Source organism: Citrobacter portucalensis, from assembly GCF_023374935.1.
Taxonomy (GTDB): domain Bacteria; phylum Pseudomonadota; class Gammaproteobacteria; order Enterobacterales; family Enterobacteriaceae; genus Citrobacter; species Citrobacter portucalensis.
On sequence record NZ_CP092466.1, the window covers coordinates 113,074 to 125,485 of the forward strand.

12 protein-coding genes are annotated in these 12,412 nt (G+C 44.0%); 5 read left to right on the forward strand and 7 right to left on the reverse strand.

The annotated features are described in order from the left end of the window. Nucleotides 1–47: 47 nt before the first annotated feature. Nucleotides 48–857 (forward strand): bifunctional DNA-formamidopyrimidine glycosylase/DNA-(apurinic or apyrimidinic site) lyase, encoded by an 810-nt coding sequence (mutM, locus tag LY264_RS00555; protein WP_003827288.1) that lies wholly within the window; start codon nt 48–50, stop codon nt 855–857. A 38-nt stretch (nt 858–895) separates the two neighbouring features. Here the strand turns inward: mutM and coaD are convergent, their stop codons facing one another. Beyond that, nucleotides 896–1,375, reverse strand: coding sequence for a pantetheine-phosphate adenylyltransferase (gene coaD, locus LY264_RS00560; protein WP_048227328.1), 480 nt, complete (start codon nt 1,373–1,375; stop codon nt 896–898). Between the two features lie 8 nt (nt 1,376–1,383). Further along, nucleotides 1,384–2,661, reverse strand: a complete 1,278-nt coding sequence (gene waaA / locus LY264_RS00565) for a lipid IV(A) 3-deoxy-D-manno-octulosonic acid transferase (RefSeq protein ID WP_048215295.1) — start codon at nt 2,659–2,661, stop codon at nt 1,384–1,386. A 424-nt stretch (nt 2,662–3,085) separates the two neighbouring features. Between waaA and LY264_RS00570 the strand changes: the two genes are divergently transcribed. Genes LY264_RS00570 through LY264_RS00585 form a run of 4 tightly spaced genes read left to right on the forward strand, consistent with a single transcriptional unit; the run spans nt 3,086 to nt 7,106 of the window. Further along, nucleotides 3,086–4,210: a glycosyltransferase family 4 protein gene (locus LY264_RS00570; RefSeq protein WP_048227326.1), complete on the forward strand. Its 1,125-nt coding sequence runs from the start codon at nt 3,086–3,088 to the stop codon at nt 4,208–4,210. Beyond that, a complete protein-coding gene (gene rfaP, locus LY264_RS00575) occupies nt 4,203–5,000 on the forward strand; it encodes a lipopolysaccharide core heptose(I) kinase RfaP (RefSeq protein ID WP_048227325.1) in 798 nt (265 codons plus the stop codon). Before LY264_RS00570 ends, rfaP begins: the two co-directional genes overlap by 8 nt. Before the next feature lie 30 nt (nt 5,001–5,030). Then, complete coding sequence (locus LY264_RS00580) at nt 5,031–6,050, forward strand: glycosyltransferase family 8 protein (protein WP_048227324.1); 1,020 nt, start codon at nt 5,031–5,033, stop codon at nt 6,048–6,050. Nucleotides 6,051–6,098: 48 nt separating this feature from the next. Continuing rightward, entirely contained in the window at nt 6,099–7,106 is a 1,008-nt protein-coding gene (locus tag LY264_RS00585; RefSeq protein ID WP_048227323.1) for a glycosyltransferase family 8 protein, read from the forward strand. A 28-nt stretch (nt 7,107–7,134) separates the two neighbouring features. On the opposite strand, the gene LY264_RS00590 is transcribed toward LY264_RS00585, so the two are convergent. Genes LY264_RS00590 through rfaC form a run of 5 tightly spaced genes read right to left on the reverse strand, consistent with a single transcriptional unit; the run spans nt 7,135 to nt 12,411 of the window. Next, nucleotides 7,135–8,079: a glycosyltransferase family 8 protein gene (locus LY264_RS00590; protein ID WP_048227322.1), complete on the reverse strand. Its 945-nt coding sequence runs from the start codon at nt 8,077–8,079 to the stop codon at nt 7,135–7,137. Further along, nucleotides 8,080–9,135, reverse strand: a complete 1,056-nt coding sequence (rfaQ, locus tag LY264_RS00595) for a lipopolysaccharide core heptosyltransferase RfaQ (RefSeq protein ID WP_048227321.1) — start codon at nt 9,133–9,135, stop codon at nt 8,080–8,082. A 1-nt stretch (nt 9,136) separates the two neighbouring features. Then, nucleotides 9,137–10,150: a glycosyltransferase family 2 protein gene (locus tag LY264_RS00600; RefSeq protein ID WP_048227320.1), complete on the reverse strand. Its 1,014-nt coding sequence runs from the start codon at nt 10,148–10,150 to the stop codon at nt 9,137–9,139. Beyond that, on the reverse strand, nt 10,143–11,426 hold the full coding sequence (locus LY264_RS00605) for an O-antigen ligase family protein (protein ID WP_171845980.1): 1,284 nt from the start codon (nt 11,424–11,426) through the stop codon (nt 10,143–10,145). Before LY264_RS00605 ends, LY264_RS00600 begins: the two co-directional genes overlap by 8 nt. A gap of 16 nt (nt 11,427–11,442) precedes the next feature. Beyond that, nucleotides 11,443–12,411, reverse strand: a complete 969-nt coding sequence (rfaC, locus tag LY264_RS00610; RefSeq protein WP_048227319.1) for a lipopolysaccharide heptosyltransferase RfaC — start codon at nt 12,409–12,411, stop codon at nt 11,443–11,445. Between the last annotated feature and the right edge of the window lies 1 nt (nt 12,412).

The following is a 12,412-nucleotide window of genomic DNA, read 5'->3' on the forward strand; positions in this document are numbered from 1 at the left end:
CTGGCCGTCCCCATATTAATGAGACCTGACATACCGCCGGAGATACTATGCCTGAATTACCTGAAGTCGAAACCAGCCGCCGTGGTATTGAGCCGCATTTGGTGGGGGCAACGATTATGCACGCGACGGTGCGTAACGGTCGTTTGCGTTGGCCAGTATCTGAGGAAATCTATCGTCTGAGTGATCAACCTGTCCTCAGCGTACAGCGGCGCGCGAAATACCTGCTGCTAGAACTGGCGGATGGCTGGATAATCATTCATCTGGGGATGTCGGGTAGCTTGCGTATCCTTCCTGAAGAGCTTCCGGCAGACAAGCACGACCACGTTGACTTAGTGATGAGCAACGGCAAAGTTCTGCGTTATACCGATCCCCGTCGCTTTGGCGCCTGGCTGTGGACTAAAGAACTGGATGGACATAATGTCCTCGCTCATCTTGGCCCTGAGCCGCTGAGCGACGATTTCAACGCCAATTATCTACAGCAGAAATGTGCGAAGAAGAAAACGGCGATTAAACCCTGGCTGATGGATAACAAGCTGGTGGTGGGTGTGGGTAATATCTACGCCAGCGAGTCGCTATTTGCGGCTGGGATTCATCCTGACCGTCTTGCGTCATCGCTGTCGAAAGATGAGTGTGAATTGCTGGTACGCGTTATCAAGGCGGTGTTGCTGCGTTCTATCGAGCAGGGCGGGACGACGCTGAAGGACTTTCTGCAAAGTGACGGTAAGCCTGGCTATTTTGCCCAGGAGCTGCAGGTCTATGGGAGAGAAGGTGAACCTTGCCGCGCATGTGGCGCACCGATTGTTGCGACAAAACACGCCCAGCGTACAACGTTCTATTGTCGTCGCTGTCAGAAATAGTTTCATTGCTGGCCGGATGTAGCATCCGGCCAGGTGCATTACTTCAGTTTACTCATTAACGCCTGATGGACGTTTTCCGGCAAAAAGTGCGTCACGTCACCCTGGTGGCGGGCAACTTCTTTCACCAGTGACGATGAGATAAATGACCACTCTTTAGATGGCATCAGAAAAACGCTTTCCAGCTGTGGCATGAGGTGGCGGTTCATATGAGCCAGCTGCATTTCATACTCAAAATCGGCTACCGCGCGCAGGCCACGGATCAGAATGTTCGCCTGATTATCACGGGCAAAGTTTGCCATCAGATCGCTGAATCCCAGCACTTCCACATTGCCAAGATGCGCCGTTACCTGTTGTGCCAGCTCAACGCGCTCTTCCAGAGTAAACATCGGCTTTTTACTGGGACTTGCGGCTATTGCCAGAATCACGTGATCAAACATGCTTGTCGCACGCGTCACGATATCGAGGTGGCCGTTAGTAATAGGATCAAAGGTTCCTGGATAAATCGCCCGTTTTTGCATGACTTGCCTCAATGCGTTTTGGGTGGCAGGTAAGGTTCCAGCAGTTGCAGCAGACGCTGTAGCGCGCCCTGATTTTGATACAGAACTTCAACTGCGTGACGGCCATAAAAATTACGATAATCTGCATCGGTCAGTAAAGAAGAGACCTCTTTCACCAGCGTAGCTGCGTCGGTGACGGTGATCAATCCGCTTGCCTGTTCGAGACGGGCGCAAATATCTTTAAAATTAAACGTATGTGGTCCCATCAACACCGGAATAGCATGCGCTGCCGCTTCCAGCGGGTTGTGTCCACCACGTTCAACCAGTGAACCGCCGACAAAAGCAAGGTCGGCAATGCCATACAGCAACATCAGCTCACCCATGGTATCGCCGATCACAACCTGAGTACCTGATGATGGAACTTCACCCGAAGAACGAGTGGTATAGCTTAGTCCAGCCTGGCGTACGAGGTTAATGGCATCCGGGAACCGTTCTGGATGTCTGGGGACCAGAATCAGTAAAAGATTCGGGAACTGATTTAATAACGCCTGATGGGCGGCAATGATGATGCTTTCTTCGCCGTCGTGGGTGCTGGTTGCAATCCATACCGGGCGGTGAGGCGCCCATTGACGACGTAATGTCACCGCTTTTGCGGCCAGTTGTGGCGTGACGGATATATCAAACTTCAGGCTGCCAGTAACGGTGACCTGATTGCTTCTGGCGCCAAGCGTAATAAAACGTGCGCCATCTTCTTCGTTTTGTGCGGCAATCAACGTAATTCGACGCAGTAGTCTGCCAACAAATTTACCTAATTTCGCATAACCAGCGGCTGAACGAGCAGAAAGACGTGCGTTGGCAATGACCAGAGGAATGTGGCGCTTATGGAGTGCCGCGATCAGATTTGGCCACAGCTCGGTTTCCATAATTAACACCAGTTTAGGGTCAACTTTATTCAGAAAACGGTTCAGGGCATCCGGTAAATCGTATGGCAAATAAATGTGCTGAACGTCAGTACCAAAAGCAGATTGTACGCGCTCGGAACCGGTTGGCGTCATGGTGGTTACCGTGATCGGCAAGTCGGGATAACGATGTCGCAGAGCGCGAACTAATGGGATTGCAGCCAGCGTTTCGCCCACAGAAACTGAATGAAGCATGATGCCGCCAGGTTTTAGCGGGCGGCGATAAAAGCCGTAGCGTTCGCCCCAGCGTTTACGGTAGGCCGGAGCCTTACGTCCGCGCACCCAAAGCCGTATCCAGATCAAAGGCTGAATAAGGTAGAAAAGGGCGGTGTAAAGCAATTCGAGCATAATGGTAGCTGACTTATGAATGTGCTGGGGATTCTATGTATTTAACTATGGCTTTACCATCATTTTTATCCAGGTTGTATCAAAACGATGGAATTGGTGAGGGACTGATTTCGCTGATGGCTATTTCAAAAATGCACATGGCCGCATTTATATGTCTTAACCTCTTGTGCGGTGTACGTTTTCTGATGAACTGGTTTCTTTTTTATCTGTATGTTTTTCATGGCTTATTTTGTATTTTGTTCAAAAAATATTCATTTCGGAATGCGTGATAATAAATGATATACTACTGCGCAATTTCAGGTAGCTAGCGGGCAGAAACGTTTCGAAAGCACAGAAAGTCATCTTTGGATGCTTTAGGCAAGGATTACACGATTCTGATGCTTCAAACCTGACATGCCCGGCGACGCGATGCGGATATTAATGCATGAATATTGCTTTTTGTTTGTACAAGTATTTTCCCTATGGTGGGTTACAACGTGATTTCTTGCGGGTAGCGCTGACGGTTGCTTCTCGTGGCCATCATGTTCAGGTATTTACCCAGTCATGGCAGGGCGAGCGTCCGAAAGGGCTGGAGATTATACTCGTCCCCGTCACATCCAGAACGAATCATGGGAAAAACGAGCAATATTATCAGTGGGTTCAGAATTATTTAACTCAACATCCCGTCGATCGTGTCGTTGGTTTTAATAAAATGCCTGGGTTGGATGTGTATTACGCTGCGGACGTTTGCTATGCAGAAAAGGTCGCCCGCGAGAAAGGCTTTTTCTACAAATTGACTAGCAGGTACCGACACTATTCTGCATTTGAACAAGCTGTATTTCAGCGGGGTGCCGGCACTACGCTTTTGATGTTAACCGATAAGCAAATTGGTGACTTCAAACATCATTACCAAACTGAGAGCCAGCGTTTTTGTATCCTGCCACCAGGAATCTATCCTGACCGAAAGTACAGCCAACAACCTGAAAACAGCCGGCAGGTTGTCAGAGAAAAAAACGGTATTGGTCTCGATCAGTACTTACTCTTACAGGTAGGTTCCGATTTCAAACGCAAAGGCGTGCCAAGAACATTACAGGCGTTGGCTTCTTTGCCTGATGTCATCCGCCACCGCACGCGATTGATGGTTGTTGGTCAGGATAAGGCCGATCGCTATCGCGCTCAGGCTCGTCAATTGGGGGTTGAAGAACAAGTGCAGTTCTTCTCGGGGCGAGACGATGTCGCAGAATTGATGTCTGCTGCTGATTTATTACTTCACCCCGCTGTACAGGAAGCTGCCGGTATTGTCTTGCTAGAAGCTGTAGTTGCCGGGCTACCAGTATTAACTACCGAAGTTTGCGGCTATGCGGGTTATATCAACGCCGCACAATGTGGGGTGGTGATTCCTGAACCTTTTGAGCAGGAAAATCTGAATACAGCACTTTTCGATGCGCTGCAAAATAATGAGCAGAGAAGCCGTTGGGCCGGGAACGCGCGGCATTTTGCTGATACAGAAGATCTCTACAGCCTGGCAGATAAAGCTGCAGATATCATTTTAGGTCCTAAGAATGATTGAATTAAAAGAACCATTTGCCACGCAGTGGCAAGGAAAAGACCCGTTTACTGAAGTCACTAAGCTGGATGGTGAGGTTTTTCGCGCTCTGGAAACACGGCGTACCCTACGTTTTGAGATGATGGGAAAGGGTTATTTTCTTAAATATCATCATGGAACCACGCTTAAAGAAGTGGTGAAGAACCTTATATCTCTGCGTATGCCTGTACTGGGTGCCGACCGTGAGTGGCTGGCGATTCACCGCTTAAAAGAACTGAATGTTGATACTATGACAGGGGTTGCATTTGGTCAAAAAGGTCTGAATCCGTTAGAGCGAACCTCGTTTATCATCACTGAGGACCTTTCTCCCGCCATCAGCCTTGAAGATTTTTGTGCCGGGTGGGGAGTTGAGCGTCCTGATTTTGTATTAAAACGGACCATTATTACCCGTGTGGCAGAAATGGTGGGTAAAATGCATCGGGGTGGAGTAAATCATCGGGATTGCTATATTTGCCATTTTTTACTCCAACAACCGATGCCAGAAAATATTGCGGATATCAAACTTTCCGTAATCGATCTGCATCGTGCACAAATTCGTCAACATGTACCGCGCCGCTGGCGAGACAAGGACTTGATCGGACTCTATTTCTCTTCACTTGAGATCGGTCTGACGTCCAGAGATATCTACCGTTTTTTACGTGTCTATTTTTCGATGCCACTACGTGAAATCTTTCGTCAGGAAGTCAGGTTGTTTGAACAGGCTGTCACAAAAGCGCAAAAAATAAGACAAAGAACAATAAGAAAAGCGCTATAAATCACACATAAAGTTTGAGGCCATTTTATTATGAACATTGATTTCCAGAAGTTAGTTACTCAAAAATACGTCATAGACAGCTCTACGCATGAGAAGAGTAAAAAACTAAGTGTTGCGTATGGTGTCGACCGTAATTTTTTATTTGGCTCTGGCATTTCAATGACCTCAGTATTAGTGAATAACCCAGATATTGATATTCACTTTTATATAGCAACAGACTATATAGATGACGATTATCTGGAGAGTGTAAAACGCCTGACCCAAATGTATAGTACGACTGTGACGGTTCTTGTGTTCGATAACGCGGTATTTCGTGAACTACCGAGTACGAAATCATGGACTTATGCGATGTACTATCGTTATCTTGCATTTGAATATTTAAGTACGGAGCTAAGCTCTGTACTGTATCTTGATGCCGATGTTATCTGTAAAGGTTCATTGCAAGAGCTTACGGAGATTAATTTCTGTGGGGAATATGCGGCTGTCATCAATGATATCGATGATGTGCGTATTAAATCCGGCAACAGGCTCGGCATTCCTGAACTGAGTAACGGTTACTTTAACTCTGGCGTGGTATTTGCCAATCTCGAAGTGTGGCGTGAACAGCAGCTGTTGACTAAAGCATTTTCCATTTTAGACAAACGTCAAAAAGAGCTTCTTTATTTTGATCAGGATGTGCTGAACATCTTGTTTGTCGGTAATGTTATTTTCCTGAGAAGAGATTTTAACTGTATTTATGGTGTTGATCAGGAATTGAAAAATAAGAATGATAAACTATATCAGAATTTCATCACCGATAATACGGTATTAATACACTATGTCGGTGTTACTAAACCATGGCATTCATGGGCCAAATACCCGGTAGCCAAGTTTTTTATAGATGCCTATAAAAAATCAGCATGGGCGGAAAAATCTTTATTAAATGCAAATACGGCAAAACTATATAAACGCAAGTCACGGCATGAAAGGGTACAACGTAAATATATCCGTTCGGTGCTTAGTCATGTAATGTATATAAAAAATAAACTACATAACGCACGGTCACACTAGTTAGTTGTGCATATAATTGTCAGATAGCATATTGAAAAGGTGTAGTACATGAATTTTGATTGTCATCAGTCTATCAAGGATACCATTGAGTTCTTTGGTGCTCCAAAAGAACAAAACCCACAGCTCAATATCGCCTGGGGGGTTGATCAGAACTTTATGTTTGGCGCGGCGGTTTCGATGTCGTCCGTTTTACTACATAATCAAGATATCAATATTCATTTTCATCTTTTTACTGATTATATTGACTCAGACTATCAGCAAAAATTAGAAATATTAGCAAAGCAGTATTCAACGAATATAACTGTTTATGTGATGAATGCTGAAGGATTAAAGGTTTTGCCATGCGGGAATGCGTGGTCTTATGCGACCTATTTTAGGTTTATTGCATTTGAGTATCTTAGTGAAAAAATTGATAATTTATTATATATAGATGCCGATGTGGTATGTAAAGGGTCGTTGATTGAATTAACAAAAATTCAGTTTGAGCATCATGTGGCTGCAGTTATTCAAGATATTGATGACAGTCGTTCATATGCTGCCACTCGACTTAACGTTCCGGAATTTGTTGAGCAATATTTTAATGCTGGTGTTATTTTTGCTAATTTAAAGAAGTGGAAGGAACACCAGTTTTTCGCTAAAGCATTTTCTATTCTGTTGGACAAAACCAAGAAATTTGCGTTTCTTGATCAGGATGTTTTGAATATTATGTTTTTAGGGAAAACCATTTTTCTACCTAGAATCTACGATGCAATATATGGCATTAAACAAGAGTTAAAGAGTAAAGACACTTCTCGATATAAAGAATACATCACCAATGACACTATTCTTATTCATTATGTTGGTGTAACTAAACCCTGGAATTCATGGGCTAACTATCCTTCAGCACAGTACTTTGTTGAAGCCTGGAAGGCTTCTCCGTGGGCGACAGTTCCACTGCTACCTGCCAGAACGCCAAAACAGTACAAAAAGAAGTCACGCCATGAAAGGTTACAAGGGAAGTATTTCGCCTCAGTAATCAGTTATATTGGTTATTTGCGTGAAAAATTAAAAAAATAATAAAAAACTCCCGTAAGGGAGTTTTTTATTAACGTAATTTAGTCTTAAGGTATTTCATATACCATTTGAGAGAGGCACAGTAATTTCCCTTTTGGGCTTCCTGACGTGAGTAAACACGATAATCAGTAGGCCTCATACGTGGAGCATAAGACCGTAGTTCAGTATTTCGCCATGGCGTGAAATGATGGTAGAAAAGATAAAGTTGCTGTGAAAGCCCAGTGTGTTCTTTATACCAGGGTTTCCTTCCACCCGTGAAATGGATAATACGTGGTAGAGTATCTTTTTGAAAAAAGAAGGTCTCTTTCTGTTGTTCAGTAAACCAGTTAAATAAAAAATTCCATTTGTTATCAATAAATTTAACATTGCCATTAATAGCAATGTTCAGAGCATCTTGATCCGGATAAGGGAGATTTTTGACCCGATCGAACAATATTTGGTTGGCTTTTATTTCAATATTATGTTCAGTCCATTTTTTGATATTAATATACATAAATCCGGAGTTGAAATAAAAATCTGTCGTTAAATTTAATCGTTTCGCATTTTTGTTGCTACTATTATCAAGCGAATCATGACTGACGGCACAAATAACTTCACTAATGTCAATGTTATTAATTTCATGAATGCTGTCGAAGCACAGTGTGTCTGCATCTAAATAGATAAAAGACTCTACCTTATCCCTAAGCAGTCGTGGGACCGCTAATCGCATATAGATTGAACGGTTCAGGTGTTTGATTGCAAAGTCATTGTTATACTTTTCAATCTCTTCCTTATCGATATTGATAACCTGAATTTTATCACTGGTAGAACGCAGTTTATTGATTTCTTCATCTGTAACGTCATAGACAAAGACGAAGAATGACAGATCTTGCCCCGGATTGTTCATTATGACAGACATAATGGACACTGCTACATATTCCAGATAATTGGCATCTGTACAGTAAGCAATGTTAATAACGTTTTTTTTGCTGTCCATTTATGCTTTCTCATTACCTTTTATATTGTCACTATCATGAAGTACCTTATCGATAGCGTCAATCACAGCTTGCTCCGGTATCCATGTTAGATATTTTTTAGATCTGTCGAGTTTATCTCGAGAAGGCATCGGATGATAATCGCCAGCCCAAATCAATAAAGCTTTATTTGACCATGGCTTCCACTGTTGATAATTGGTGGCGCCAAACAGGCAGACCTGCGGTGTCTTTAGCGCCGCTGCCATATGCATAGGAGCAGAATCGACGCCAATGTACAGAACTGCATGCTCGATCAATGCAGCCAACTGCAAAAAGGTGGTTTTACCTGCCAGCGTCAGATCAGGGGTGGATTGACACAGTTCAGCAATGCGCTGAACCTGCTGCTGCTCACTTAGCGCTGGCCCACAGGTAAGATAAACATGCAGACCACACCGATGAAGGTGGTCTATAACATGCGCGAATTTTTCATCGTCCCAGCATTTAAACTCTTGTCTGGCAGTGGGTTGAATAACGACATATTTTTGTGAAGGCAATTCCGGGAGTAGGGTAACTAAATGTTGATAGTCGTCAGGGCGATAACAAAGAGACATCTCTTTCTTCAGTTCTGTTTCGCTAAACCCGATACCTTTTAGAATAGATAAATTTTGTTCAACAATATGTGTTCCAATGGATGGCGTTACTCGCGTAAAAAGTCGGTTCCACTGATCTTTTTCGCGCTCAAAAGCAATTGAAGGGCAACGCAAAGACGCTATAAGAGCGCCGATCGGCCATTGTTCGGTGAGGTTAACGATCAGGTCGTAGTGATTTTTTTTCAGTTGTTTACGTACTGAAAGGTAATTTTTCACTGTTGACAGCAGGCCTTGCTTTTTCTCAATCAGATAAAAATTATTGATATCTTTATGGGCAGCTAAGATTGCTTTGGTATCTTTATAGAGCAACAGATCGATCTTAGCTTGTGGATAACGTGCCCGAATGCTGGCAATGACAGGCGTAGTTAGCAGAACATCCCCATAAAACTTGAGCTTGCAAATAAGAATCCGGTCAACTTTTTCAAACATGTTAAAATCCCTTTCGCAAGAATAAGCTTTTGCAAGCAGATATTATCTTATATCTTGTTTCAGAAATAGAACGATCGATATGGGGATATTTCATCTTCAGAATTATTTTCTTCTTAACGATTTTCGTATCGCAGCATGCAAGTGCATTCTGAATGTCATTTAGCATACTCTCGCTATAGCGATAATAGCCTTTTTTCTTGCGTAAAAGTTTACGTCCTTCGAGAAAGCAATTGATAATCATAAATGTCGCAACAGTACGCTTGGACCTATTTTCATTAATATAGTTATACATTTTTCGCATAGCAAAGAAGATGCTGTCAGCGTCACTATCAATAATGTTCTCGGTAATACTTTTATCGTTTACTCGGTAGTAATATAACTTATTCTCGATTTTTAGAATCTTATGGCATTTAAAATACTGGAATGGGCAAAAAATCATGTCTTCGTAGCGACGATGTTCCTCGAACTTATCGCTACCAATGATATTGCGGTGAAAGATTTTTGTCATCAGATGCCATTGCCCTGCCTTGAATGTTGGTAATAGAGGGGCGTAATTGTCATCTGATAAGATTATTTCGCGCTGGGTAATGTTGTTTTCTATTTTAGGCGCGTTCTTATACAAATTGTTTATATCTCGAGTTAAGTTAAATTCGATGATGTCATATTTTTCGTCTCTTAACTTAGGTAGGAGAATTGTAAAATAATTCTGGCAGACAATATCATCACTGTCTACAAAACCAATATATTTCCCTGTCGCATGAGCAAGCCCAACGTTACGGGTGATTGCAACACCCTGATTTTTTTGACTTATATATTTAACATTATGACAATCTTTTTCGCGGTAAAACGCATTTATACGCTCTTCGGTTAAATCCGTAGAGCCATCATTAACAATTATTATCTCCACATCATCAGTGATGCTCTGATGTATAGACGCCAACGTCGCTGTGATGAGTTCAGCGTTGTTGTATGTAGGTATAATAATGCTCAGTAAATAACCGGAAGCGTTAACCATGGCATCGTTCTCTTGTTGGACTCGAGCTCAGTACTGCTGCTACACATAACGCCAGCACGCTGCTCAGGGCTTCACCTTTGGCATATAATAATAAATCACTCAAGCCATAGACTGCGATAGCGCCTGAGACGACGAACAACAGAGGACTACGTTGCCAGTAAGCTATTAAAAACATGGCAGTATAGAGCAAGAGTAGCACAACAACACCAGGGATGCCTTTTAGTGAGAAGGTATCAACTATTTCGTTATGCAGGTGGACGTTAATGAACTCAAGTGCCCCTTGCAGCGAGGTGTCCTGCACCGCAAGTCGCTGAATTTCTGCTCCGCGTTGTTCGAGTGACTGTCCCCAGTGGTGCACTTTCCCGGCTTCAATACCTGCCCGTTGCATCGCCAGTCTCGCGCCGATAGAAGTATTACTATTGTTTTGATTATAAGAGTGCAGATCAACCAGGAAGTTCTGATAGCGGCTTTCAATGATTGGTTTTAAGGGGATTGCAGCAGCCCCCACCAGTATTACAAAACCCAGCAGTGCCCTTAATAGCATAGTGCGGTTGTGACGATAGTACATCAGGAATAGGCCGACACTCAGGATCGGGTATACCAAAATAGCAGCTCGAGTTTGCGTTGTGATGATGACTGCCAGCGATATCAAAAAATGTAACAGATAGAGTGCAACGGTGTGTTTTAGACGCAGATTAATAATGGCCTGAGAGGCTAATAATGCAATTAGCGTCAGAGCGTAGGCTGTGCCGGTTTGGTGTTCAAAGCCCAGCGCAACACGGTAGGTCATAATATCTGGTGCCCCGGCGACCTCGTAGCCTGCGAAAAGATACAGGCCTATTGCTGTAAGAATCGTCCAGATACTGGTGATGCGAGTTGTGTTGGCACATGGCTCTCGCGATGCCAAAGCGGTCATAACCAGTGCGGCAAAAATCATCACTTTGCCACCGTTCTGGTATGACCTATAGGCTCCGGTAAAAGCAGATCCTGGCTGTTTAAATATTTCTACCCAAATAATCTGGAGTAAACCGAAGAGCAACAACATAACAGGTAAAACCAGGTTTTGTTTGTTACTGCACACATGTTTTATATTTTTTCCTATAAGCGGTAGAGATAGCGCCGTGGAGAAAATAAATACCTTCAGCGCTTCATCTGGATTGACCAGCACCATCGCAAGCGTTGCCAGGATCCCAGCGTAAAATAAGAAGTATATAAAATCGAATGGATTATTTTTTATACTATAAATAAAGCGAGAAAACATGTGTTGGCGAAGCATGGTTCATCTCTTAAAGTTAGAGCAAATTATTATCAACTAGCGATATGTTGACTAAGTTAGCATCCAGATCCTGCAATTTTCCGGAATGGCTTTGCTGTGTGTATTGATTCTTCCCATATCCCCCAATCAGTCCGGGATCCGTTGGGCCATACAACGTAATATTAGGGCGATCCAACGCGGCGGTTAAATGGCTCAATCCTGTATCAACCGACACCACAAACTTTGCCCCCGCCAGAATGCGAGCCACATCTTCCAGACTCATTCGCGGCAGGACATCAACGTAGGGAAACCCTTCTGCCAGCCTTTTGGCGCGCTCTTCTTCATGAGGAGCACCCCAGGGCAGTTTAATACGGATGCCCGTATTATTTAACAGGCCAATCAGCTCCCGCCAGTTGGCTTCTGGCCAGTGCTTATCATCACGTGTCGTGGCGTGCAGAAATACAGCATACTGGCCTGCATCAGCCTTATGTTCATTCATAAAATGCTGCGCAATCGCGTAATCACCCTGCAACTGCGGTTTAGCATACCCCAGACTTTTGGCGAACAATTCGCGCGTACGTTCTACCGCGTGCTGCTGTTTGGCTATGTGATGTTTGCGATTATAAAACAGACTCGCCAGCGGTTCGCGGGCTGTGCTCCAGTCCATACCATGCTTGATGCCACGTGCCAGACGTGTCACCAACGCCGCGCTTTTAACCAAACCCTGCGCATCGATTATCGCGTCATACTTCTGTAAACGCACCGCATCACGAAACGCTTTACGCTCGGCTTTAATCGGCGCTGAAAACCAGGCTTTACGCCAGCGACGGATCGCCACTGGAATAACCCGGTCAACGGCTGAATGCCAGGAGGGGATTTGAGCGAACCCTTCTTCCACCACCCAATCAAATTGAATACCCGGAATAGCCTGCTGCGCATCGGTTAATGCGGGCAACGTATGCAGTACATCGCCCATAGACGACGTTTTAACGATCAGAACCCGCATC